At 40.5% G+C, this 24,827-nt stretch carries 19 protein-coding genes; 9 read left to right on the top strand and 10 right to left on the bottom strand.

Going from position 1 to position 24,827, the window contains the following annotated elements:
- Positions 1-5 precede the first annotated feature (5 nt).
- Positions 6-1,049 carry a DUF2955 domain-containing protein gene (locus tag H5182_RS06535; RefSeq protein WP_182759740.1) on the top strand — a complete coding sequence of 348 codons (1,044 nt, stop codon included), beginning with the start codon at positions 6-8 and terminating at the stop codon, positions 1,047-1,049.
- Between the two features lie 158 nt (positions 1,050-1,207).
- On the opposite strand, the gene H5182_RS06530 is transcribed toward H5182_RS06535, so the two are convergent.
- Both H5182_RS06530 and H5182_RS06525 read right to left on the bottom strand, forming a co-directional pair.
- On the bottom strand, positions 1,208-2,365 hold the full coding sequence (locus H5182_RS06530) for a benzoate/H(+) symporter BenE family transporter (RefSeq protein WP_145238904.1): 1,158 nt from the start codon (positions 2,363-2,365) through the stop codon (positions 1,208-1,210).
- A 239-nt stretch (positions 2,366-2,604) separates the two neighbouring features.
- Positions 2,605-3,606, bottom strand: a complete 1,002-nt coding sequence (locus H5182_RS06525) for a RimK family alpha-L-glutamate ligase (protein WP_145238901.1) — start codon at positions 3,604-3,606, stop codon at positions 2,605-2,607.
- A gap of 460 nt (positions 3,607-4,066) precedes the next feature.
- Here H5182_RS06525 and H5182_RS06520 point away from each other — a divergent pair, with 460 nt between their 5' ends.
- On the top strand, positions 4,067-4,768 hold the full coding sequence (locus tag H5182_RS06520) for a hypothetical protein (RefSeq protein WP_145238898.1): 702 nt from the start codon (positions 4,067-4,069) through the stop codon (positions 4,766-4,768).
- A gap of 58 nt (positions 4,769-4,826) precedes the next feature.
- Entirely contained in the window at positions 4,827-5,570 is a 744-nt protein-coding gene (locus H5182_RS06515) for a zinc-dependent metalloprotease family protein (protein ID WP_145238895.1), read from the top strand.
- A 58-nt stretch (positions 5,571-5,628) separates the two neighbouring features.
- Here the strand turns inward: H5182_RS06515 and H5182_RS06510 are convergent, their stop codons facing one another.
- On the bottom strand, positions 5,629-6,840 hold the full coding sequence (locus H5182_RS06510; RefSeq protein WP_182759739.1) for an ectonucleotide pyrophosphatase/phosphodiesterase: 1,212 nt from the start codon (positions 6,838-6,840) through the stop codon (positions 5,629-5,631).
- Positions 6,841-7,032: 192 nt separating this feature from the next.
- Here H5182_RS06510 and dgt point away from each other — a divergent pair, with 192 nt between their 5' ends.
- Positions 7,033-8,496: a dGTPase gene (gene dgt, locus H5182_RS06505; RefSeq protein WP_182735479.1), complete on the top strand. Its 1,464-nt coding sequence runs from the start codon at positions 7,033-7,035 to the stop codon at positions 8,494-8,496.
- Between the two features lie 74 nt (positions 8,497-8,570).
- Positions 8,571-10,085, top strand: coding sequence for a hypothetical protein (locus tag H5182_RS06500; RefSeq protein ID WP_182759738.1), 1,515 nt, complete (start codon positions 8,571-8,573; stop codon positions 10,083-10,085).
- 74 nt (positions 10,086-10,159) lie between these two features.
- Here the strand turns inward: H5182_RS06500 and H5182_RS06495 are convergent, their stop codons facing one another.
- From H5182_RS06495 to H5182_RS06470, 6 genes are all read right to left on the bottom strand, one after another.
- Positions 10,160-10,819: a hypothetical protein gene (locus H5182_RS06495; protein ID WP_182759737.1), complete on the bottom strand. Its 660-nt coding sequence runs from the start codon at positions 10,817-10,819 to the stop codon at positions 10,160-10,162.
- A gap of 364 nt (positions 10,820-11,183) precedes the next feature.
- Positions 11,184-11,849: a class I SAM-dependent methyltransferase gene (locus H5182_RS06490; protein WP_182717327.1), complete on the bottom strand. Its 666-nt coding sequence runs from the start codon at positions 11,847-11,849 to the stop codon at positions 11,184-11,186.
- 9 nt (positions 11,850-11,858) lie between these two features.
- Entirely contained in the window at positions 11,859-15,500 is a 3,642-nt protein-coding gene (locus tag H5182_RS06485; protein WP_182759736.1) for an AAA family ATPase, read from the bottom strand.
- Positions 15,497-16,741 carry an exonuclease SbcCD subunit D C-terminal domain-containing protein gene (locus tag H5182_RS06480; RefSeq protein WP_182759735.1) on the bottom strand — a complete coding sequence of 415 codons (1,245 nt, stop codon included), beginning with the start codon at positions 16,739-16,741 and terminating at the stop codon, positions 15,497-15,499. The genes H5182_RS06485 and H5182_RS06480 overlap by 4 nt, the downstream gene beginning before the upstream one ends.
- A 76-nt stretch (positions 16,742-16,817) precedes the next feature.
- Entirely contained in the window at positions 16,818-17,057 is a 240-nt protein-coding gene (locus H5182_RS06475; protein ID WP_145238872.1) for a hypothetical protein, read from the bottom strand.
- A 128-nt stretch (positions 17,058-17,185) separates the two neighbouring features.
- A complete protein-coding gene (locus H5182_RS06470) occupies positions 17,186-17,440 on the bottom strand; it encodes a hypothetical protein (protein WP_182731983.1) in 255 nt (84 codons plus the stop codon).
- Positions 17,441-17,745: 305 nt separating this feature from the next.
- Here H5182_RS06470 and H5182_RS06465 point away from each other — a divergent pair, with 305 nt between their 5' ends.
- The 4 genes from H5182_RS06465 to H5182_RS06450 all read left to right on the top strand — a co-directional run bounded on the left by H5182_RS06465 (position 17,746) and on the right by H5182_RS06450 (position 22,394).
- On the top strand, positions 17,746-20,187 hold the full coding sequence (locus tag H5182_RS06465; RefSeq protein ID WP_182731982.1) for a M1 family metallopeptidase: 2,442 nt from the start codon (positions 17,746-17,748) through the stop codon (positions 20,185-20,187).
- On the top strand, positions 20,187-20,705 hold the full coding sequence (locus tag H5182_RS06460) for a DUF6702 family protein (RefSeq protein ID WP_145238863.1): 519 nt from the start codon (positions 20,187-20,189) through the stop codon (positions 20,703-20,705). The genes H5182_RS06465 and H5182_RS06460 overlap by 1 nt, the downstream gene beginning before the upstream one ends.
- Before the next feature lie 160 nt (positions 20,706-20,865).
- Positions 20,866-21,501: an HAD family hydrolase gene (locus tag H5182_RS06455; RefSeq protein WP_145238861.1), complete on the top strand. Its 636-nt coding sequence runs from the start codon at positions 20,866-20,868 to the stop codon at positions 21,499-21,501.
- Between the two features lie 167 nt (positions 21,502-21,668).
- Entirely contained in the window at positions 21,669-22,394 is a 726-nt protein-coding gene (locus tag H5182_RS06450; protein ID WP_145238859.1) for a YebC/PmpR family DNA-binding transcriptional regulator, read from the top strand.
- Between the two features lie 200 nt (positions 22,395-22,594).
- Here the strand turns inward: H5182_RS06450 and H5182_RS06445 are convergent, their stop codons facing one another.
- The gene (locus tag H5182_RS06445; RefSeq protein ID WP_182731980.1) at positions 22,595-24,772 is read right to left on the bottom strand and encodes a malate synthase G; all 2,178 of its coding nucleotides are present in this window, start codon (positions 24,770-24,772) and stop codon (positions 22,595-22,597) included.
- Positions 24,773-24,827 lie beyond the last annotated feature (55 nt).

The raw sequence follows: 24,827 nt of genomic DNA, 5'->3' as shown, positions 1-24,827 counted from the left end.
TTATTATGTCTGCATCAGTCCCTGTAAAACTAGACCAGAATGGCCTTCGGCAAGCGTTGCGTATCGCTGGCGGCAGCGCGTTGGGATTTAGTTTATGTAAATTGATGAATTGGCCAAATGGTATTTTCTTCACCGTTTATCCTATGTTGTTATTAGGATTAGTGCCGATTTTAAATGCACATATCATTCGTCAGTTTTTTGCCAGCGCGGCATTTAGTGGGTTATTTGTATTAATAGTACAGGGTTTATTTTCTCATTTACCAGTGGCGATGACCTTGCTGTGCTTTTTAGCGTTTGCATTTTTGTTTTATCAAATGAGCTGTGGTGCTAACTTTTTGTTTGGTGCTTTAAGTGTCGTTAGTTTATCTATTCAACTGCACTTTTCTAGTTATGTTGGTAATGGCACGAGTATTTATCCGTTGATCATCAGCAATGGTTTAGCAGTCGTAGTGACCGTGTTAGCGACGGTATTAATGCACTTTGTATTTCCTGATGTTGCACCACGCCAAGGTCGGGTGATGCCAACAAAAGCAAAAGAGAGTATTCGCCACGAAGTACTGTTGTGCGCTACGGTTGCTACACTGTCGTTTGTGATTTTTCAGGTATTTGATTTACAAGATTCAATTTCAGCACAAGCGGCATCGATCTTAATTTTGTTTCCTTTGTGCTGGAAAGCCGCTGGCATGGCTGGCTGGCAACGAGCAATTGGCACATTAATTGGTTGTAATTTAGCGTTAGTATCGCAGCTGTTTTTGTATAATCACACCGATATTCTGATTTTTCCGGCGCTGATCTTGTGGATTTTAACTTTTATATTTAGCCGTTATCATATTTTAGGTGGCGGTATTCCTGGTGTTGGATTTGGGGTTATTACCACATTTGGAATTTTATTTGGTCAGTCTCTCGGACCTGGGCAAGACTTGGTTTACAGTGCGCTTTATCGGTTTTCGTCTGTATCGGTTGCGATAATCGTGAGTTTATGTGCGGTGTATATTATGCATCATATTCTTAATCGGTTTAGTGTCACCCGTCATCATACTTTCGACTAATATAATAACCGCCTTAGTCAGTTCCTTATGCACTAGGGCGGTTATTACTTTGTTATACTAACTGTGTTTAAATAATGATCACTTTAGGCGTGAGTTTATAAACCACTAATTAACACAATCGCTACTCAACGATGCGTTAAGCTGATTTATTGCGAGTGTTATTTTCGCGGGATCAACCATAAAGTCAGCGCGCCTAACAATATCCCCCAAAATGCCGAGCCAATAGAAAATAAAGTAAGATCAGAGGCGGTGACTAAAAAAGTGATCATTGCCGCTTCAGTGTAGTAACTATCAGACAAAGCTTGCTGTAAGCTCGAGGCAATGGTGGTGAATAAAGCAATCCCCGCCAAGGCTAAAATAAGTGCTTGTGGCAAACTTGCCACTAAACCTACTAGAGTCGCTGCTCCAATCGCCATCAGGATATAAAAGCCACCGCCCGCGATACTTGCCCAGTAACGTTTTTTAGGGTCGCTGTCGGCATCTTCACTCATGCAAATTGCCGCAGTAATAGCAGCTAAATTAATGGCATAGCCACCAAAGGGGGCAATAAGGATATTACTAAAACCAGTGACATTGAGCGCTGCAGAGACGGGTGCAGGGTAATTATGTGCTTTTAACACTGCAATGCCAGGCAAGTTTTGTGAAGTCATGGTGACGATATAAAGCGGAATACCTACGCTGATCATCGCTTGTAAATTAAATTCAGGAGCGATAAACGCAAACTCGCTCATTTTCCATTGCCAACTGCTGGTATCTATTTGCCCTGTAACGCCAGCCATTACAAACCCAGCAATCAGTACCATAAGCATTGAAAAACGTGGCATTAAACGCTTACAGACTAAATAAACCAGCACCATCGCACCAATTAGCAATGGTTTTTCACCCATAAAGTTAAATACATCTATGCCAAAAGTCACTAAAACACCGCCAAGCATTGCACAGGCAATTTGACTCGGGATACGTTGCATTATTTTTTCAAACCAGCCAGTGATCCCTGATATAAATACCAGTAAAGCACTGAACATAAATGCGCCTACAGCTTGATTTAAACTATAACCTTGGGCACTGGTAATGAGTAAAGCGGCACCGGTTGTTGACCAGGCAATTAAAATTGGGATTTTATAGTAGTACGATAAGCCAATTGAAGTGACACCCATCGCAAGACCTAACATAAGTACCCAACTTGCAACGAGCTCCGCTGTGCCACCTAGCACAATAACGACTTGGTAAATAAGTGCGATAGAGCTGGTAAAACCGATGATCACCGCAACTAAGCCCGCAGTTAAACGGTTTAATAGTTGATTTGAGAGTTGCATGTGGTTCCTAAATCGTTGAATTCAATCGTTCTATTTATACACAAATATTACTTTGATGCTAGGGCGTGTTTATCTTTCGAGGTTACTTATGACTAAGGTCTTACTGGTTGGAGAAAGTATTGATGTTCTGAGGTAGTGATAAAGTGTTAGATTTGTAATGGCGACGGTGTAACAGTTTTCACACGTCACCAATGACAGCTTAGTATACAAAGCAATAGTCGTTATTTACGACTAAAATTTTACTGTACTACAGCGCTTAATATGGGGCTTGGAGTAGGCTGTTCCATCGCTGCTTTACTGTCTTCATCCAAGGCTAAGCTTAAATTCTCTGGGCGGTCAAAAATACCCAAGCGAATGCGAATAAAATGCAAGATTTCACGAGCCACATTGATCCCGAGTGCAGCTTCTAAGCCTTCAAATCCAGGGCTTGAATTTGCTTCGCAAATTTTAAAGTGATTATCATCAAATAATAAATCAATACCAGCAACGTCTAAATTGAGTACATTAGCTGTTTGTGTAGCTAACCATTCAATCTCTGGAGTAATTGGGTGCGGTTTACCAGTGCCACCTGCACTCACGTTCGCTTTAAAGTTTTTACCGCCAGAGTTTCGCTCCATACATGCGACAGCACGGCCACCAATAGTGAGTACTCGCAAATCACGACCATGGCTAGATTTAACAAACTGTTGCAAGATGATATTAGCTTGCGGGTTGGCGGCTTCAATTAATTGCATTAAATCGTCAAATTCGCTTTTTGACTTTGATAAAAATACGCCACTGCCCTGCGAGCCTGAAAGTGTTTTAATCACCACTGGAAAGCCTATTTGCCTATCTACTAAGTCGATATTTACTGGAAATTTTACCAGCATAGTATTTGGTGTAGGTAAGTTACGCTCAGCTAAAATTTGCTGTGCAAACAGTTTATCTTTTACCGTCTCAATTGATTGTGAGCTATTAACGCAGTACACCCCTAGTCGCTCGAGATGGCGAATAATTGCTAGTGCAAAATAGGTGGTGCTGGCGCCCATGCGAGGAATAACAAAGTCAGGCAAAGTTGTGGTTACACCGTCAATTAGAATGCTTTTGCCATCTTCGCGGGTGATAGTTAAATCAAATTGATCGGGAGAGAAAACTTGTAAATCGATACCTTCTTCTTTTGCTGCGGCCAGTAAACGCTCTACTTCGTAGGTCTCTTGTTTTAGTAATCCAGCACTGTCTTTATAAATGATCCAGCCACGCATGGTATTTCCTCTTGAGTATTGATCCGCAGCTCACAGAAAAAATAGGCTCACTACGTTATAGATGTTCACAGTCACTTATGATGATGAGAGTCTGCGGCAAAAGACGCGGAGTATGAGGTTCATCTGATGTGCAGTAAAACAAATAAATTTTATCGTCACGATAATATTATTTTTCATATCTCATTTTGGTTAATCAATAGTAGGTGTTTTTTTATTGCAATAAAGTATGTAACTACAAAAGGTATAATTGATAAGTTAATGTTAACTTAACGCGTTGTATTTTTAGTATTAAAGTTATTCATTCATAACTTTTATATATTTAATTTATTAACTGTAAGATTAATATGATAAATATTGAAAGTTTCGTTTTTGTTTTCGGTAACAAATTTATGCTTGCGATTTAATTTACTCTGATGTAAAAATAACAATATATTAACCTTTAGATCTAAAAGAGAGACAAATGAAAAGGGCTATTGCATTTATTGTTATCGTTCCGATCAGTGCTTTTTTGCTATATGAGTTCGTTATCTACAAAGAAAGCAATGTAACCCATTCGGTTCCTACGAGTGACGTTCAGTTATCGACTATAGCGCCTAAGTTAGGGGCTAAAACATCACCAGATATATCGTTACCAAGAGTTTTAGCTAAACCTAAAGTAGCTGTAAATCAAACACATGATGAATTTGATGCTATTAATCGACTCTCAGAGAAAGCAGAGCAGATTCTCAAAGCCTCAGGATTTTTGCCTACAGATTTACATAATGAGGTTTATATAGAATTTGACTTAGTTGCGCTCAGAAAGCTAAAGCAAGGCGATAATTTTGATCTAGCTATTCCACAAACCGCTGAAACCTTTAGCGCAGAGGTTACCAATGTAATTGCTGCTAGCAATGGTGATAAAAGTATTTTTGGCCGAGTGCTTGGTGCTGATGGGCGATTTCACACCACCGTGATGACTATTGGCGCAGACGCTATATATGGCCAATTAACTGCACCAAGCGGTAATTATGTATTTGAAGGTAAAGGGCAATATGGTTGGCTTGCGGCAAAGCGAGATCTTTATAAAAACCACATGGAACATCAAGTCACTAATCAACCCACATTAGAGCCAAGCAATGGTGAGGATCCGTTTGCACCAAAAGCAGAAGGTAATAACTTATAGAAATTTTTCAGAGCAGACTTTAACACAGTAATACAACACAACCTGACAAGGAACTACTATGAATAAACGACTAACTACTTTAGCTGCATTATGTGCATTAGGTATGACTGCAACTAGCCACGCCGCGACTATTGATATTGCGATTTTATATACAGATCAAGCGGCGGCCGCCACTGCAAACATTAATACTAAAATTAACCAGTATATTGCTTTTAGTAATCAGGTTTATAGCCAAAATGGTATTGATATTTCACTGCGTTTAGTAGGCAGCGAAAACTTAGGTAATCATGCAATTACACCTTCTAGCAGCTGGCTAAATTCAGTCACTAACAGTAGTTATATTCAAGGTTTACGCAATAGTTGGGGGGCAGATATGGTTGCGGTGCTTGGTACTGGTCAAAGTGCTGGCAGTAACCTAATTTCGTGTGGTATTGCGTGGGTTGGCAATGGCAGTAATGGTAATTTATATAGCTCAGTAAGTAACAGTATGTACAGTATTACAGCGGTAGATTGTGGAGCAACAACCTTTGTACATGAATTAGGCCACAATCAAGGCTTAGCACACTCTCGTAAGCAAGGTGATACATCAGGTGGTGTTTATGTTGATGGTATGGGCCATGGCGTACAAAATCAGTTTGCCAGTATTATGGCGTACCCTCATGTATTTGGTAGTGCCACGCAGTATGATTATTTTTCTAACCCGAACTGGAGTGTTAATGGTATTCCTTACGGTGTAACTGGTGAATCGTTTGCATGGCGTACAGTAAATGCCACTAAAGACAGTATTGCTAACTTTAAATAGCGTTTATTTTTAGTGAACAGTTTTTCCCTTTTGAGCGCATTAGCGCTCTTTTTATTATTTAATTTAAAGCAGGCCAAAGTGTTGCGCCATCGCCATCGATTGCATTGAGTACTTTAATTCCCAGTACTTTGGCAATAAGTGGATATATATCTAAATTATTTACTTCATCGATTACCAATGAGTTTTTAAATGCCGGGCCATTGGCAATAAAGGTTGCCGCCATATCTTCGCTATAAGCATAGCCATGGGTACCTAAATAGCTTACTTTACCGGTATCAGCAAAGCTTCTTGGCGCTGTGGTTTGTAAAATAATATCACCAGTTCGGCCATTGTTAGCATAGTGATAAAGCTTACGTTGTTCATCACTTAGCACGGTATAGCGCCCTTTTGCTGCTTTCGTTAAGTGTTGTTTATATGCTGTGATCTCAGCTTTTGTAGTGCCTTTATTAGCATAGATCAATACTCTCGGTCCGGTATTTTTAACCATAAACTTGTCGTCTTTCGGTAAGCTGCTGATAGCAATACTTTGGTTTGGCTCAACGGTACTCATACCATGATCGGAGACAATCACTAAGTTAACATTTTGCTCTAGTTGATTAAGGCGTTGCTGTAATTGCCCCATTAATACATCTACTTCTTTTACCGCTTGCTTGGTTTGCTCTGCATCAGGCCCATATTCATGGCCCATACTATCTACCAGTGAAAAATAACTAACAACTAATTGCGGGCGCTGCGCTGCTGGCAATGTTAGCCATTGAATAATTTGATCAACACGATTTTGATAATCACTGTATTTTGAATAATGGTAAAAGTAATCCGGCAGCATGCCATTAAATCGCGCATCTGATTCTGGCCAAAAATAAGCGGCTGATTTTAATCCCTGCATCGACGCCAAATTCCACAGTGGAATACCGTTGAACCATGTGCTGTCGTCTTTCCCTTTTCCCATGCTATAGCATTCATTTCTTTGAGTATCGCAAAAGCGGTTATCTACTACGCCATGATTAATTGGCAATAAACCTGTAATAATAGATATATGATTAGGAAACGTTTTAGTCGGATATACCGGGCGCATTTTAGTTGCGCGAACCCCCGATTTAGCTATTGCGGCTAAATTTTTAGCACCGTGTTTTTCGATGTAATCCCAGCGGAATCCATCAAGAGAAACAAGTACTACGGTATTACTTGCAGAGTTTTTATCGTCTTTAGCGTGGCTAAAAGAGCTATAAATGAGCAATGCTAATAACAGAAAACTTAAAATAGGCTTCATTGTATTACTACCTTATTAATAATCAGAAAATAAACAAATACGTTACGATATGCTTATGTTTAATATGCAGTGTACCGCTATTTTATGACCATGATAATTATTAATAGATAAATTTATGTGCGAACAGCAGTCATGGATATTAATTTAGTAAACAAGCTGTTAGATTAAAAGTAGACAATAAAAGGAGCGTCTATGATCGATTTCAGCAAAAAAATAACGTCAGCGCGTGAGCTGCGCTCAACCCCTAATTTACAGATGGCGTTAGAAAGCGATCGTGGCCGTATCATCAATAGTGCTGCAATTCGCCGCTTACAACAAAAAACGCAAGTGTTTCCGTTGGAGCGCAATGCTGCGGTACGCTCGCGGTTAACTCACTCCCTCGAAGTACAACAAGTTGGGCGTTTTATAGTGCAACGCATCTTTGCGAATTTAACGGCCAAACAACAAGCTGAATATGGCCTAACAGGGTTAGAGAGGCCGCTTGAAAGTCTGGTTGAAATGGCCTGCTTGATGCACGATATAGGTAATCCACCGTTTGGTCATTTTGGTGAAGCGGCGATTAATCACTGGTTTAACGCAAATTTAGCAACGCTTACCCCTCAGCGCTGCGCCGATCCACACACGGGAATTGGCTTAATATTTAAACATTTAGCACAAGATATTTGTAACTTTGAAGGTAATGCGCAAGGTATCCGTATTGTACACTCACTGTTATCACTTAATTTAACCTATAGCCAAACGGCTGGTATTTTAAAATACACGCGTCCGGCAAGTATGGCTAAAGAAGATATACCACGAACTAAAAATTATTTGATGAAAAAAGTAGGCTTTTACTACAGTGAAAAAAACTTTGTTGAAAGATTGCAAAAAGAGCTATTGATAGAGCCACAATGTCGCCACCCCGCCAGTTATATAATGGAAGCGGCTGATGATATTTCATATTGCTTAGCTGATATTGAAGATGCCGTAGAAAAGGGCATCATCACTGTTGAGTTATTATGCGATAAACTCAAACAGCATTATCAAAAAGTGTTAACTAATCTTACTATTGACGATGCAGAACATCAGCACGTGGTTGAAAAAGCAGTTAACTATGCCCTCGATAAGGCCGCTCAGCAACCTTATAACTTTAATAGCGAGTTTTTTATTTATTTACGGGTAACTCTACTCCACCCTCTGGTTAATTATGCGGCCAAACGTTTTATAGATAATATTGAAGCGGTTTATCATGGTGATTTTAATCAAGCCTTGTTAGAAGACCGCAGTCATTTACACGCTATAACCACCACTTTGAAACAAGTGGCGTTTGAGTATGTGTTTTCACATAAGGAAGTCGGTAAACTTGAATTACAAGGCTATCGAATTATCAATGGATTACTTGATTGTTATAAGCCATTACTGCTGTTAAGTCATGATGACTTTAAACGGGTGGTCAAAGGGGATGGTCGCTTCTTAATTGAAACACGGTTGCTCAAAAAACTTTCGAAAAAGCATTTAAATAGCTATTTACAAGCCATTGAAGCGATGCAAGCTGAACCCGATCATGTACTCGCTTATGAGTTTTATTATCGCTGTCGATTTATTCAAGATTATATCAGCGGCATGACAGATCAATTTGCTTACGATGAATACCGTACCTTGATGGTAATTGATTAGCAAAACACACTGCTAGATAAATTTGCGCACAACTATTAAACTGGGTTTATTGTGTTATTTTGTTTAATAGATTTATGATGGCTCACGTATTACGACTTTGCTTATTTATTTTATTTACTTTTAGTTTCAATAGCTTTGCTAAATACAGTGAAGCTATGTGCATTTTGTATAAACAACAAATGCAACAATACAGCGATAATACAAGTAGCCGTAGTTATCGAAATGCGGCAAAAGATTATAAAAACAACTGCAGTAACCCACCTCCAGCGTCTCAAGCGCAACCAGCACCTGTAGTGGTTGCACCAAAAACACATGTTGATAATAAAATAAAATCTACATTAGAGACGCAAAACTCGACTGTAAACCCCCTTGACAGCAATTCGGCAGTAGCCAAAAATAAGCCAGCAGAAGTTCAAAGGGAGGCGTCTGTAATTGTTGAAAATGTTGAGAATGTCCAAAGTATTGAAGTTGAGCAAAAGAGCAGCGCAGAAACCACAGTCGAACAGCCGCTTGGGCAAAACAATGATGAAGTTGACGCTACACCCGAAGCAGTAATAACAAGCGAACCTGCGACGATAAAGGTAACAGCCCCAGAACCAGTGCGCACTGAGTCGGATTCGTTATTAATGCCAAGTTTATTGTTGTTAGTAGTTTTATTATTAGCTGCAATGTTGCTGCTGCGCTTACGCGCTAACAAAAAAGCAGCAGTTGAAACTGCACCGCTAATTCCTGCAACTGATAAGGCTTCAAGTACAGAAGCCGCTGTATCAAAACCAACCCCCGCAAAGGCTGAGCCCGTAGCAAGCGAATCCACTGTTGCGCCAAAAAAAGCGGTTATAGCAGAGCAAGTAGCGATTGCAACTCCACAAACTGAAGTGATAAGTGCAGACGATGTGAACGTAAAAGTTGAGCTAACGCAGCGGCTTTTTAAAAATGAGCATGATTTTAAAGAGCCTGAAGTGCGTATGTTTGATCCTGATGCGCCATTACCAGGTCAGAAACCACAACAACCTAAAGATGTCATAAAGTCTGCGACGATAAATGTTGAAGCTGATCTTGAAACTAATTTAGAACCACACCAAACGACCACAACAGAGCTCGATAGCGAAGCTGAGCAATTACCTAAAATGGATGATGAAAACGTTATTCATTGCGCAACGAATGAAGTAGCAAATGAAATTGTCCATTCGGATGCTGTTAATAGTAGTGGCCAAGTGCTCACATCAGGCCTTTCGCAAATGAGGGAAGTTGAGCTATCAACGACCGTGGATGTTCAACCACAAGCTGATACTTTAACGGTAACTGACAGTGATGATGAAATAGCACAGGCGCTTGCTGCATTAAACGATGAATTAGCAGCAGAGCAGCATAGTGTATCAGAGCAAGATGAAAGAGATGATATATCTGGCGCATCTGTAGCAGATCCAAATCAGAGTAAAGCTAATCCATTTGCTAATTTATCACTCGACCCTACTTGGGATCCAAATTCAAAAGAAAAGCCGACGATTGTCCCGAAAAAAACAGTGCCAAAATCAGCCAAATTAATTGCAGCACAAGAGCGTGCAAAACAGTTAAAAACCGACGATTAATTTATTAATTGTCGCTGGAGATTGATTCTCCAAAGCTCAGGCTATTTCGTTTAGTAGCAGCCTGCTCTGGGCTGTTACTTGCTGCTATAAATTACTTTATTTGTATGAGTTAAGATTACGAACCGCTTCACCCTTTTAGCATGTCGCCAACTAAAAAATAAAATCAAAACGGTAATAAACAAACAAATACAGACAATCCCCATTAATGAAGAAGCATGTTGTAATAAGCTTGTTTGGGGGAGTGACTTTACGTTTTGAGTAGCTAAACTAATCGATTGCATGCCTTTTCTGGGTAGGATGATTTCATAGACATGATCATTAGGTTGTACTTCGGCACGTTGTAAGTTGCCCGCTGTTTGCCATTGTAACTCAAACTGTTGGCGTTTTTTTCGCTGATGCTCCGTACACCAAAGTGCATTAATGGTGGCGTTTTCTTTAGTTTTACAGCGCGCTGGCAACTCATAAAAATTGCGCCATGCAGTCTGTTTTGCCGTGTTGTTATATGAGTGTAGATAAAAACCAGCTGTTATTGGTGATTCAATTATATTCGCGAAGCTGTCTTTATCGGTTGATGTTGTGATGTTTTCTCTGCGATTACAAAAATCTGCTAGTCGAGTGAATAGTGTTGTGTCAGGTTGTTCTAATTGGGGTTGTGTCAAAGGGGAGTAAACAGCGGATGCAGTACATAGCGGGCTGAAACTGAGGGAGATTAATATAAAAATCCATTTTTTCATTAGTTACGTCCTGTAAAAGATGAACGTACAGCCTACCATTATTTTTTGTTATTGCAAACTTTATAGGTACAACCAAATAAGACGGTAACCGTTAAAAGCTTATATTTGGCTTAAAAGCACATGAAAAAATTATTGTTGATTCTAAGTGTGTCAGTACATTGTTGTTAGTGGGATGATACACAATCCCAAGTAATGGTGGTTTTATTAGACCTAATACGAATCTATTTGGTTAGGGTAAAATATTGAAAAATAAAGTGTCAATATTAAAACCGTTAACCAGCGTTGGGTAAACGGTTTTAAAAATGCTTTAATGCATGTCTAAGTAGTAATAGAGCATTGTGAAAGGTAAATTATTAGTTTACGTTTAGCGTTTTTGTGCCACATAACCACTAAAACCAAGTGTTTTAAAATACAACTTGCCACTATTGAAGCCTGTTTCATCGAGTAAGTCGGCAAGACGAATTCTATCAAGTGGGAAAAACTCATGCTCAAAATTATGCTGCATGCGCTCTACCCCTGTTTCAGTTAAGCCTAATTGTTTGCTGAGTATCAATTGGGCATCACGCTCAAAAAGTGTTTCTGGACGCATTAAATCGGCTAAATATAATTGCCCATGTGCTTTTAGCTGTGTGCTAATTGCTTGCAACATGGCTTTTTTATCGCCGTTATCTGCCACAAAGTGCATCACTAATAAGCATAATGCGGCATCCGCTTGTTGTTTAAGTTCGGATGGCGAGCCTAAGTGTAAAGTAACCCGTTCGCTGATCCCAAGCTCAACAAATCGTTGCTTTGCGATATCGAGCATGTCTTGTGAGGTGTCTTGTGCAGTGAAATGCCACTTAGGCTGCAAGGCAGCAAGGAGGGCGACTTCTTTACCGGTACCGGCGCCTATTACCAAAATATGCGCTTCATCGCCGAGCGTTGCTTGTAGTTGCGCTGCGGTACTGCTGTGCAGCAATTCATACCCCGGTACTAAACGAGGAATGCGAGAATCATACTGCGTTGCTTCGTCTTGTGTAAATGTTGGCATTACTATTCCTTAAATAATTGTAACAGTCGAATAGCCACCAGGTTTCTTGGCGACATGAACTTGGGTAGCAACACGTTCTGTCATTTGAGATACATGGGAGATCACGCCCACTTTGCGCCCCTGCGCTTGTAATGAATCAAGTGCATCCATGGCAATGCTTAATGTTTCACTGTCTAACGTACCAAAGCCTTCGTCAATAAACAAAGAGTTAATACTTACTTTATTGGATGACAAAGATGCAAGGCCCAGCGCAAGTGCCAACGAGACTAAAAACGACTCGCCGCCGGATAAGGTATTAACTGAACGTTGCTCATCGGCCATGTCCTTATCAACAATGGCGATATCCAAGGTTTGCTCAATAGCTGTAAGTTCATAGCGTTTGTTTAACGTTCGTAAGTGGCTGTTTGCATAGTGTAATAATATTTTTAGCGTTTGCGTTTGTGCTAAGTTACGCATGGTTTTACCCGTTGCATCACCCAAGACTTTATTAAGTACATGCCATTGCTCGACGTGTTTTTGCAAGGTTGCCAATTCAGTTTGTTTGCCTTGCAGCGCCTGACGGTTTTGATTGTGCTGTTCAAGTACAGTATTGGTTGCAAGCTGTGCTTTGTGCTGCGCAGCTTGCTGATCGTTTAAATTGGCTAACTGTTGAATAAGCTCAGCATGGCTTTGCTTAGGTTTATCGCTGTTTTGATGCTGTAAGTAAGCGTGTTTGTGCTGCTTTAACGCGGCATTTTCATCTATTAAAGCTTGCGCTAATTGTTCATGTTGCTTTAAATGCGTTTTAATTTCATCGCTACTTAGTGTTAGTAAAATTGTGACCTGTTCGTGGCTTGCATCGCTGTAGCGGCTTTTAAATTCAGCAAACCATTGATTATAGCGAGTATCGAGGTCGGCTTGTTCTTGCGCATTTTCAAGTAGCCGTTGCTCGAGGCCTTGCAGCGTTATCGCGTGCTCGTCGCGTTGTTTTATCGCGTTATCGTGCGCTTTTTGGCTGTGCTGAAGCTGAGCTTGGCATTGCTCTTGTTGAGCAGCTAGCTTCGTTTGGTAGTCGTCAGCACTAATGTGTTCATTATTAAATAGCGCTAAGCGCTCACTTTGCGAGCTGCTATGTTGTTGCTGTGCTTTGGCTAAATCATCATTTAGGTTTTTTAAGATCAGCTCCGCATCACTGATCAGCGGTGTAAACTGCTGCATCTGTTGGTCAGCGCTATCGAGTTGTTTTTGCGCTTGCTCAAGTTGCTCTTGGTTGTGCTGATATTGCTCAACTTGCTGGTTTAACTCAGTTAAATCAAGCGTATTATTTTGCAGTTGTTGCCAAAATTGAGCCTCTTGAAATTGTGAACCAAGGGTCGCGGTTAGCTCATTAATTTGTGTGCTTAGCTCACTTAGCTTGCTATTGAGCTGGCTTTGTTGATTGCTTAGTTCAAGGTGGCGTGTATGTAACTGTTGTTGAGCTTGCTGCTCATTTTTAAAGATACTTTGCAGTTGGTTTACCTGCTCTTGCAAGTTGCGCTGTTGTTTTTGTGTTGCATAATACTGTGTTTTTTGTTCATTGAGCGCAATGTAACTGGCCTCCAATTGCTCTGAGGTTAAGTCATTAAGTTCAGTGCGGGCCGCTTGCATGGTATGTTTTATTTCAAGCTGTTTAGTCTGTGCAGTCTGTACCGCTTGGCTGTGTTGTGTGTGTTCAGCAACGAGTACAGCATGCTGAGTTTGATGCGAGTGAAGCTCTGCTAGGGCATTTTCGTAGTGCTGTTTTGCAGTTTTATAGTCATTTTCAAAAGCAGCGATTAAGTTAGTTAATTGCTGATCTGCGAATGGGTGTTCGGTTGCTCCACATACCACACAAGGTTCATTTGGCATAAGTTGAGCACGTAAATGTTCGACACTTTCGCTGGCACGCAAGCGAGCTTGATTTAGTGCGTATTCACTGTGTTTAAGCGTTTGTTCTCGCGTTACTAGGTTCTGGGTTAGCGTTGTTTGTGTTTGCTCGCCCTGACTTAGTTTGCTTGCAATAACACTTTGTTGTTGCGTGCTTTGCTTTAGCTCTTGATTAAACTGTTTGTAACGCTCGCGTTGCTCTTTTAAGTAATCGATACTTTTAAGTTTGGCATCACATTGCTCAATATTAAATTGGCCGTGTTGCTTGTTGAGTTGATCAAGCTTTTGTTGTTCGCTTAAAAGTGTTTGTTCGCTTAGCGTCAGTTTTTTAGTTTGTGTTTCCAGCTGCTCGTTTTGCCGTATAAGCTCAGCTGCTAGCTGTGTACTTTGTTCAGTCGTTGTTGCAAATTGCTGCTTAGCGTGCAAAAACTGATTAAAGCTATGCTGATAGTAATTCCAATCACTCGCTAGTTGCTTAAGTTGACTATGCTGGGTTAGCCATTGCTGTTGTTGCTCGGAATGTTTTTTTGCTTGTTGATGACTTGCTTGGCTTTGTTTAAATTGCTGCTGTAAATGAGTAAGTTGTTTTTGCTCTTTTTCATTTTGCCTTGTAATGCTGGTTATTGTTTGTGTTTGCATCGCAAGTTGATTGTCGAGCTCACGCGCTTTAGCAATGATTGGTTCTGCGCTTTTTTGCTGTTGTTTCGCCGTTTGCAAGCTCTCGTTGTGCTTTTCAAGTGCGCTGGCAAGATCAGTAATGAGTGCCGCGTGATCGATACTCTTTAAATCATTTACCTTGGTATTTAGTTCATTATTTTGCGCCGTTAAGCTTTTAAAACGATTGCGATTGTCTTTAATTTCCAGTGCACTTTGCGCTTGTTTAGCCTGTTCACTTTGTGTTGCAATGGCTTTAAGCGCTGTACTGGCTTGTTGTTGATTTTGTTGTGCTAGATTCAGTGCTTGCTCTAAGCTATTGGCTTGCTTATACCAGTTTATACCCTGCTCGATGCCAGCTAAGGTTTTTGTAGTATCTTCAATTTGCTGTTTTAAATCATCAAGTAGTTGAGTTTTCGCGGCAAGTTCTTCGTCAGTGAGTAAGGTATAACTGGCTAAACTGGCTTTGAGCAATTCGAGTTTATTTAGCTGTTCTTTATGGCGCTCAAAAATACGTTTACCAATCAAGCTAAATTTATCTGTGCCAGTTAAGCATTCTAAAAGCTGGGCTCGTTCATCACCCGTGGCCTTTAAAAATGCCGCAAACTCATGTTGCGCTAATAATACCGCCCGCGAGAATTGTTCAAAGTTGAGCCCTATTTTACTTTCGACTTCTTTTATGGTGTTGCTTTTATCAGCTATTAGCGTTTCGTCTGGCAAAGTATAGAGGCTGTGCTCAGCTACTTTTAACTTGCCGGTTATTTTTTTATGAGTTCTTTGAATGGTATAGCGCGCGCGATAGAGCTGTTTATCTTGGCCTAAAAAATCGACCTCGGCAAAACCTTCCCATTTACCCTTACGTAATAAGTTACGTGGATCATTTAACTTTATACTGTCGCCATTAAAATCTATTAAGTTACCTTTATCACCTCTTAATCGAGCTGTTTTGGTATAAAGGGCTAAGCAAATCGCATCTAAAAAAGTGCTTTTTCCTGCACCGGTGTCGCCCGTTATGGCAAATAAACCAGCATCCCTTAACGGTGCTTTGGTAAAGTCGATTTCGGCGTCAACAATTGAGGCTAAGTTATGGATGCGTACTGCGGTTATTTTCATAGTTGTTCTTGCTCCGCAAGTTCGCTTATTACATCGTTTAAAAGGGTTTTTAGCTCATCCGGGACAGCTTGCCCCGCCATGTCTTTGTTATTGGCAAACGCTTGCTCTAATAACATTTGCGGGTTGAGCATCTCGACTTGGCTTAAATCTTCAAAGACAGTTAAACGCTGCTCTTTATTATGCTGTCGCACGCGTTCTATACCGCAAAAGCGCACTTCTTTGTTCTCTAGTGCTTTTTCAATTTGCTCTCGAAAAGTTGTATCGGTATCCCCTGCACTGAGCTTTACTCTTAAATACGGAGCTTGGCTATATTGGCTTAGGTCTAGGCTCGATAGTTGTTGGCATAATTGTTCAAGAGGTACGCACTCTCCTTCAGGTAATAGAATCACTTCTGTTGGGCGAGGAATGTAAAGGGGGTTTACAGTCACTGCAATCGTATCATCAGTGGTGGTTGTAAACTCAGCAACACATACTTGGTGTTTATAGTTACGCTCTGAAAACGACATCGGCATTGGTGTACCGCTATAGCGGATTGTCTCGGACTTTGCGACTATTTGCGCTTTATGCAAGTGGCCCAGCGCAACGTAATCAGCATGATTGCTAAACACGTTTGCTGTGACTGATTCTTCTCCGCCAATTATCAAATTTCGCTCAGAATCACTGGAGATATCGCCGCCCTTGGCATGTAAGTGCCCCATCACTATCAGCGGCGTTGTTGCAGGCTTATCAATGAGCGCATGATCAATACTTAGCTGGTACGCCTTAGCTATGCCTTGAGCGTAATCGTGACCGTTTTCAGTGTGACTAAGTGAACTAACATCACTGGCACGTAAAAATGGCATTGCAACGATATGAGCTGTTACAGAGTTGCTATTTAAACGCAGTACTACATCTGCTGGACTATTCGCATCAAAACGGCCTACGACCTGAGTATCAAACTGTGCAAGCAGGGGCTGGGCGGCCATTATGCGATTTGCAGAATCATGATTACCGGCAATAAGTACTATTTGTAATGCAGGGCATTGTTTTTTGGCATCTTTTATAAATTGGTAGAGTTGATTTTCACTGCTAGCAGGTGGGGTAGCTGTGTGATAAATATCACCAGCGACTAACAGCAGATCTATTTGTTGTGTGACGAGCGTGTCTATCAACCAACTGAAAAACACCTGATGCTCTTGGCAGCGATTGTGTTCGTAAAATTGTTGGCCTAAATGCCAATCTGAGGTATGTAAGACTTTCATGTCACGCTCTTAAAAAACAGTTAAGAGCGTCAATATACCCAAGCTAAATTAAGATGCAAGGGCACAAGCTGAATCTTTAACTTGTTAGGTTATACCAAGCAAAGATCACCATGGGTAAAGCTAACAATGCCAGCACTAATGGTACTTTGAGTGCTTTGGTTTGTTTGGCCTGCAGTACTTTTAACGCATTCGTTTCGTTACAGGCAGCTACTTTATCAATATAAAAATAACCTGAATCTAAATACTGTTTACAACTTTGTTCATCTGCTGGAATTGCAATTACTTCTTGTTGTTTTTTTAGGATATAAAAATCCATATGCCCACCGCATTTTACTAGTATGTTGAAACACTTTTGAGGAGAAAAGCGATGCTTTTAACCCCCTCAAATCAAAAAAGTGGGCGATTTTAAATACAAATGACTATAAAGGTCAACTAAAGATTTCATTATTTAGCCATTAATACAAAAATAGCCGAAATTAAGCTAAAAGTTATGCTTATAACCACCAAACTACTGCATAAAACAAGCCACTTTTTACGTTTTTTACTATGTTTTGGAAAGCGATCGAGTGCGTCGTTTTTATCGCAAGCCGCAACGACTTCAACAAACTCGAAGCCCCGCTTTTGATATTCATTTAGTTGCTCAGTCTGAGCTGGAATTGCCGCAACACTATTATCTTTTTTTACAATGTAAAATTTCATTGGTTACCCCTGCAAGCTGTCAGCTAGCTTATTCAATACTATGGTAAGAGGGTTTACTACTCATCGTTTAGGTTAACGTGTTTACAAATTGTAAAGCTAACTGTAATAGACTTGCATTAATTAAGCCTGAATTTCGTACAAAAGTTGCTGTAAACCCCCTTTACAATAATTGCCTTGTTGTTAATCATCAGTATTTAAGAATAAGTTATTTTTTACCCTATAAATGCGGCGGTTTATCGCTATTTTATTGAATATATCTGACTATTTTGACAAAGTATGCTTACGAAAAATTAACAGGATTAATTATGAAAAAAGCAGTTGTAACTTTAGGGGCTATATTTTTACCGTTAGCTCTCTCAAGTACTGTCATGGCTTCTGCAGTTGAGCAAACAAAAGGCAGTTATGTTGATAAGTTTCGCCAACTCGATGAAGTGCTGCCTACACCGAATGTTTATCGCAGTGCAGCAGGTGAACCTGGTGAAAAATACTGGCAACAGCATGTTAATTACGACATCGATGTAAAGCTTGATGAAAAAGCGCGTCGCTTAACAGCAAGTCAAACCATAGAGTATAAAAATAATTCACCACACACACTCAAGTATTTATGGTTGCAACTCGATCAAAATATTTTTAAAAGTGACTCTATTGCAGAACGTACTGCTACATTTAATGGTTCTGCCTTGCAGGGAGATCCACAACCCAAAGCAACTAAATTAAGTTTAAGCCAGCTACGTCGTCAACAATTTATGAGTGACAATGAACTTGGCTTTACAATTGCTAATGTTAAAGATGACAACGGTAAAGAATTAAAAGTCACAGTTGTTGATACACTAATGCGTATTGACTTAAATGAACCACTGAAACCAGGCAAAGACACCGAATTCAGCATGGACTTTGCTTTTAACATCGTTGAAGAAGATGCCGTTGGCGCTCGCTCTGGTTACGAGCATTTTGAAAAAGATGGCAACGATATATTCTTACTTGCTCAATGGTTTCCACGTTTAGCTGCTTATACAGATTACGAAGCATGGACTAATAAAGCCTTTTTAGGCAGTGGTGAGTTTACGCTAGAATTTGGTGATTATGATGTTGAGATCACTGTTCCTGCCGATCATATCGTCTCAGCAACGGGTAAGCTTGATAATGCTAGTAGCGTGCTGACCCGTACTCAGCGAAACCGTTTAGAACAAGCCAAAAATACAAAGCGTCCAGTATTTATCGTTACTGAAGATGAAGCCTTAGAAAATGAAAAAGAAGGCACAGACAAGACCAAAACATGGCACTTTAAAGCGGAAAATGTGCGTGACTTTGCATGGGCGTCGTCGCGTAAATTTATGTGGGATGCAAAAGGTTACCAACAAGGAGGTAATGATCAGCCATTAGTGATGGCTATGTCATTTTTCCCCAAAGAAGGTGGCGATCTATGGAAGAAGTATTCGACCGAAGCAATCGTACATACAATGGAAGTTTATTCGCGCTTTTCATTTGATTATCCATACCCTGTTGCGCAGTCAGTCAATGGTCCAGTAGGCGGTATGGAATACCCAATGATCACATTTAATGGCCCACGAACTGAGTTACAGGATGACGGTTCGCGTACTTATTCACAAGCTGAAAAGCGCTTTTTAATTGGCGTGGTGATCCACGAGGTTGGTCATATTTATTTTCCTATGGTGGTGAACTCTGATGAGCGCCAATGGACTTGGATGGATGAAGGTTTAAACAGCTTTTTAGATGGTGTTGCTGGGCGTGAATGGGATCCAACTATTCCATGGGGGGTTGAACCGCGTGACGTTGTTGCCTACATGAAGTCTGAAAATCAAGTGCCGGTAATGACTCAGTCAGACAGCGTACTGCGTTTAGGGCCTAATGCTTATACCAAACCTGCGGCCGCACTAAATATTTTGCGTGAAGTGATTTTAGGCCGTGAGCTGTTTGATTTTGCGTTTAAAGAGTACGCCCAGCGTTGGAAGTACAAGCGCCCTACCCCTGCTGATTTTTTCCGTACCATGGAAGAAGCATCAGGTGTTGATTTAGATTGGTTCTGGCGTGGCTGGTTCTATAGCACTGATCATGTTGATATCTCGCTCGATAAAGTCTATCAATTACGTTTAGATACTAAAAATCCTGATATAGATTTTAATCGCCTACGTGATATTGAAGCGGCTAAACCTATGCCACTATTTGTGGAACGCAATAAGGCTGAAGCTAAAAAGCTATGGGTTGAAGAAAACTCCGACGTAACTGATTTCTACGATGAAAACGACCGCTTCACTGTTACTAACAAAGAGCGCAACTCGTATAATAAATTTTTAAAAGGCTTAGAGCCATGGGAGCGTAAAGTACTCGATCGCGCAGTTGCAGAAGATAAAAACTATTACGTGCTTGAATTTTCGAATTTAGGCGGCCTAGTAATGCCAATTTTACTTGAGCTTACCTATGAAGATGGTACTAAAGAAGATCGTATGATCCCTGCCGAAATCTGGCGTCGCAACCACAAACATGTGCAAAAACTTATTATTACTGATAAGAACAAGCCTTTGGTATCTGTAACGGTTGATCCTCGTTGGGAAACTGCAGACGTAGATGTTGAAAATAATAACTACCCTCGTCGTATTATTCCTTCACGTATTGAAGTGTATAAAAAAGAGCAAAGTAAAGCCAAAGTCAGCCGCGATATCATGCATGATATTAAAACTGAACTAAAAACAGATGACGAAAAAGATGACGCTAAGGAACAAGAATAATGCGTTTTATGCTTATTATTCTTGCTTTTATAGTTGCTATGCCTGCGACGGCACATCAACTTAAAGCATCAGTAACTACTGTTTTATTCAATAAACGTACTAGCAATATTGAGCTAATGCATCGTTTTTATTTACATGATACCGAGCATGCTGTGGAGCATTTATTTGCCGGTGGCGCCGATATTATTAGTAATAAAGAAGATCAACAACGCTTTGTAGATTACATCGAATCACATGTTGCTTTACAAACACTCGATGGAGAGCCGCTAGTGTTGAAAGAAGTGGGTGCGCAAGTTGATGGTAAGTTTTTTTGGGTTTACCAAGAAGCACCGATCCCAAAGGATATTAAAGGTATCCGTATGAGTCACGGCGCGCTGCGCGATTTATGGCCTGCGCAAGTGAATATGGTTAATGTTGAAGGTAAAGGCAAAGTGAAAACACTGCACTTTACTCAAGATGACACTTGGCTAGAAGCGCGCTTTGAACCAGCTAATACAGCGGTAGAGCAAACAAAGTAGGCAAGTTTAATAGTCCCCCAACCGACGCGCACAGTGGTTTTGTGCGCGTTTTTTATTAATTTTTAATTAAATACGAATATGTTTCTTTTCATATCCAATTGCTTAAACTATCTTAAAGTAAGTAATTTGGATGAAAATTAAATCATATACAAGGAGTGGTATGAACACGTATCAAAGTGCAGTAGCTGGGGTTATTTTTGATTTAGATGGCACCTTAGTATCATCTGAACTTGATTTTACTCTTATCAAAGCTCAAGTCGGGTGTCCTGACGAGCTTGATCTACTTAGTTTTATTGATGGTCTTCCTTCGCCTTACATGCGTGAGGAAGCAATGAATATTGTCCATCAACATGAGCTTATAGATGCTCAACATGCAACGTTGTTACCCGGCGTAGCGCAAGCTATCGCGTGTTTAAAAGAGCAAGCAATACCAATGGCAATCGTGACTCGCAATTACGATCGCGCTACTGCGCTGAAATTAAAAAATAATCCGTTGCCAATTCAAACAGTACTCACGCGTAGTGATGCCCCCCCTAAGCCAGATCCGAGCGCTTTGAATGCAATTGCAACGTTATGGGGAATAGATCAGCAACACATACTTTATGTTGGTGATTATCTTTATGATATCCAGGCTGCACATAATGCCAATATGCGTGCTTGCTTATATGCACCGAGTGATGTGCCTGCATATGCAGATCAAGCTGATTATATTCTGCACCATTTTTCTGAATTGCCTAACTTAATAAATAATTTAGGGCAAACACGACAATCACGTATTTTAAATGTCTCCATTTAAAGGTATTAAATATGTTATGTTAAATAGTGCGTTGTTTAACTTTTATAAACATGAGTACTGTCAAATGAAATGTCATAATTGTGATTTTGCAGTCATTTAATCACTAGCTCAATACCGCGCTAATTGTTAAAATGTTGCCAATATCGAGTTTCCAATAGAGGCATAAGATGGGCAGAGCATTTGAAGTACGTAAAAGCTCCATGGCGAAAACAGCCAATGCTAAAACCAAAGTTAATTCTAAGTACGGTAAAGAAATTTACGTAGCAGCAAAAAATGGTGAACCTGATCCAGAAGTAAACCAGTCGCTAAAACGCTTAATCGAACGCGCAAAGCGAGATCAAGTACCAGCACATGTCATCGAAAAAGCGATAGAAAAAGCTGCTGGCGGAGCTGGTGAGGATTATGCAACAGCCCGTTACGAAGGCTATGGCCCAGGTAACTGTATGGTGATTGTTGACTGTTTAACAGATAACCCAAATCGTACTATTAAAGATGTTCGCTTACCGTTTACTAAAACTGATTCAAAAATAGGTACGCCAGGCTGTGTAGCACATATGTTTGATCATTTAGCTGTACTTGGCTTTAGTGGTGACGATGATGAAGTGGTACTTGAAGCTTTAATGATGGCTGATGTTGATGTAACCGATGTAGAAGTTGAAGATGGCAAAGTATCGGTTTTTGCTCCACATACCGAGTATTACAAAGCAAAAACAGCATTAGAAGAGGCGTTTGAAGGTATTATTTTTGAAGTTGACGAAATCACCTTCGTGCCACAAGTGCATATAGAAATTACTGATGCCGATGTTATCGCTAATTTTGATAAATTTATTGCAATGTTGGAAGATTGTGACGACGTACAAAACGTTTATCATAACGCCACGGTAGTGAATTAGGCTGAAGTTATAAAGTTAGCAAGTTAGTAGTTTCGAGAAGATACAAAAGCGCATTTCATTGCTGGAATGTGCTTTTTTGTTGTTGATAGCTTATTTTTCTGAATGCTGATTATTCAGGAAAGTTATGGTTAAAGGATAATTTAAGCAAAAAAAACCAGCCCGAGGGCTGGCAATATGACACTAACAAACTCGAAGGGGAGCTATTGTTGCGCTTTATATTTTATACGAAACGCATGCAATAATGGTTCAGTATAACCACTGGGTTGTTTAACTCCTTCTAATACAAGGGCTAATGCAGCTTGATATGCAATACTTTGTGCTAAGCTTTGCACTGAATCTGCCATATTAACATAAGCCGGATCCCCTTCATTTTGGCCATCCACTACTTTTGCCATTTTCGCCATAGTAGTTTCTATTTGTGCCTGCGTGCATACCCCATGCTGCAACCAGTTAGCCATATGTTGGCTTGAAATACGCAGTGTAGCCCTATCTTCCATTAATCCTATATGGTTAATGTCAGGCACTTTAGAACAGCCTACACCTTGATCAATCCAACGTACTACATAACCTAAAATACCTTGAGCATTGTTATCCAGCTCTGCCTGAATATCTTCTTTGCTCAAACTATTAGGATCAACCATCAAAGGCGGAGTTAATAGTTCTGTTAAACTAGCTTGTTGACGCTGGGCAATCGCTTTTTGACAGGCAAACACATCAACGTCATGATAGTGCATAGCATGTAAGGTGGCTGCAGTAGGGGAGGGCACCCAAGCAGTATTAGCGCCTGCTTGCGGATGGGCAATTTTTTGCTCCATCATCAACGCCATTTTATCGGGCATTGGCCACATACCTTTGCCTATTTGTGCGCGACCACTTAACCCGGTTTGCAAACCGATATCGACATTTCTGTCTTCATAAGCATTGATCCAAGGTTGTTGTTTAATGGCTGCTTTTGGTAATACTACACCTGCTTGCATTGAGGTATGAATTTCATCACCTGTACGGTCTAAAAAGCCAGTATTGATAAATACCACACGTTGTTTAGCAGCATTAATACAGGCTTTTAAGTTCACCGATGTACGGCGCTCTTCATCCATAATGCCCATTTTGATGGTGTTTTTGGGTAACTGTAAAAGCTGTTCAATACGACTAAATAATGTATTGGTAAAAGCAACTTCTTCAGGACCATGCATTTTCGGTTTGACGATATTGATACTGGCTGCAGTTGAATTTTTTACCGGGCTATTGCCATTTAAGTCATGCAGTGCGGCAGTGACCGTGATCATTGCATCCATGATACCTTCAAATACGTCGCGGCCTTGGCTATCTTGAATCGCAGGGTTTGTCATTAAATGGCCAACATTACGCACAAACATCATACTACGCCCTTTTAGACTTAGCGGTTTCCCATCAATACCTGAATAACTGCGGTCTTTAGCGAGTGTACGCTCAATCGTTTTGCCATCTTTTGTGAATGACTCAGCGAGAGTTCCTTTCATTAAGCCTAACCAATTTTGATACACTTGCACTTTATCTTCGCCGTCAACGGCGGCAACGGAGTCTTCACAATCCATAATGGTGGTAAGTGCAGCTTCGAGGAGGACGTCTTTTAAGCCCGCTTTGTCGGCTGCACCAATGCTATGATTATGATCTATTTGTAGCTCTATATGGAGGCCATGACTGAGTAATAAAATTGCACTGGGGTTTTGTGCTTCACCTTGAAAACCAATAAGTTGCGCTGGTTGTTTTAAGCCTGTTTGTGAGCTATCACGTAAGGTGATGATGAGCTGGCCATTAACTACCGAATAATTAGTACTTTCAATATGTGAGCCATTTTCAAGTGGTAACGCTTTATCTAAAAACTGCCTTGCGTAGGCCATTACTTTAAAACCGCGAACAGGATTATAGTTGCTGCCTTTTTCAGCGCCATCTTCTTCGCTAAGTACATCAGTGCCGTATAAGGCATCGTATAACGACCCCCAGCGTGCGTTAGCGGCATTAAGTGCAAAGCGTGCATTACTTACTGGCACAACCAGCTGAGGGCCAGCTGTGCGGGCTATTTCAGGCTCAACATTTTCTGTCTCAATGCAAAAATTATCGGGCTCAGGGACTAAATAACCAATGTCAGTTAAAAACTGTTGGTATTGCGCTGCATCCCAGTGTTTATTTGCTAGGTGATAGCTATCAATTTGGTGTTGTAGGTCTTCACGCTTGACTAATAATGCACGGTTAAGCGGACTAAGGTCATCAATAATTTCAGCAAATCCTTGCCAAAAGTGTTGTTCGCTAATACCTGTACCGGGTAGCAGTTGCTGGTTAACAAAATCGGCTAATTGGTTATCTACGGTTAATCCAAATTGGCTGTGAGAGAGTGTCATAATCGATATCCTTTTAAACGGTCGCGGTGCAATTGACTGCATGTGAGCAATCTTT

It is taken from the genome of Pseudoalteromonas sp. SG44-17, assembly GCF_014164235.1.
Lineage (GTDB): Bacteria > Pseudomonadota > Gammaproteobacteria > Enterobacterales > Alteromonadaceae > Pseudoalteromonas > Pseudoalteromonas rhizosphaerae.
The sequence above is the reverse complement of the archived record's forward strand: the minus strand, read 5'-3'. Positions and strand labels throughout refer to the sequence as shown.

Coding starts and splice junctions, on each gene's coding strand:
- H5182_RS06480 (WP_182759735.1), bottom strand. CDS start 16,741: ATGAAAGTCTTACATACCTCAGATTGGCATTTAGGCCAACAATTTTAC.
- H5182_RS06525 (WP_145238901.1), bottom strand. CDS start 3,606: ATGCGTGGCTGGATCATTTATAAAGACAGTGCTGGATTACTAAAACAA.
- H5182_RS06450 (WP_145238859.1), top strand. CDS start 21,669: ATGGGCAGAGCATTTGAAGTACGTAAAAGCTCCATGGCGAAAACAGCC.
- H5182_RS06455 (WP_145238861.1), top strand. CDS start 20,866: ATGAACACGTATCAAAGTGCAGTAGCTGGGGTTATTTTTGATTTAGAT.
- dgt (WP_182735479.1), top strand. CDS start 7,033: ATGATCGATTTCAGCAAAAAAATAACGTCAGCGCGTGAGCTGCGCTCA.
- H5182_RS06475 (WP_145238872.1), bottom strand. CDS start 17,057: ATGGATTTTTATATCCTAAAAAAACAACAAGAAGTAATTGCAATTCCA.
- H5182_RS06530 (WP_145238904.1), bottom strand. CDS start 2,365: ATGCAACTCTCAAATCAACTATTAAACCGTTTAACTGCGGGCTTAGTT.
- H5182_RS06535 (WP_182759740.1), top strand. CDS start 6: ATGTCTGCATCAGTCCCTGTAAAACTAGACCAGAATGGCCTTCGGCAA.
- H5182_RS06445 (WP_182731980.1), bottom strand. CDS start 24,772: ATGACACTCTCTCACAGCCAATTTGGATTAACCGTAGATAACCAATTA.
- H5182_RS06510 (WP_182759739.1), bottom strand. CDS start 6,840: ATGAAGCCTATTTTAAGTTTTCTGTTATTAGCATTGCTCATTTATAGC.
- H5182_RS06495 (WP_182759737.1), bottom strand. CDS start 10,819: ATGAAAAAATGGATTTTTATATTAATCTCCCTCAGTTTCAGCCCGCTA.
- H5182_RS06485 (WP_182759736.1), bottom strand. CDS start 15,500: ATGAAAATAACCGCAGTACGCATCCATAACTTAGCCTCAATTGTTGAC.
- H5182_RS06490 (WP_182717327.1), bottom strand. CDS start 11,849: ATGCCAACATTTACACAAGACGAAGCAACGCAGTATGATTCTCGCATT.
- H5182_RS06500 (WP_182759738.1), top strand. CDS start 8,571: ATGATGGCTCACGTATTACGACTTTGCTTATTTATTTTATTTACTTTT.
- H5182_RS06520 (WP_145238898.1), top strand. CDS start 4,067: ATGAAAAGGGCTATTGCATTTATTGTTATCGTTCCGATCAGTGCTTTT.
- H5182_RS06515 (WP_145238895.1), top strand. CDS start 4,827: ATGAATAAACGACTAACTACTTTAGCTGCATTATGTGCATTAGGTATG.
- H5182_RS06465 (WP_182731982.1), top strand. CDS start 17,746: ATGAAAAAAGCAGTTGTAACTTTAGGGGCTATATTTTTACCGTTAGCT.
- H5182_RS06470 (WP_182731983.1), bottom strand. CDS start 17,440: ATGAAATTTTACATTGTAAAAAAAGATAATAGTGTTGCGGCAATTCCA.
- H5182_RS06460 (WP_145238863.1), top strand. CDS start 20,187: ATGCGTTTTATGCTTATTATTCTTGCTTTTATAGTTGCTATGCCTGCG.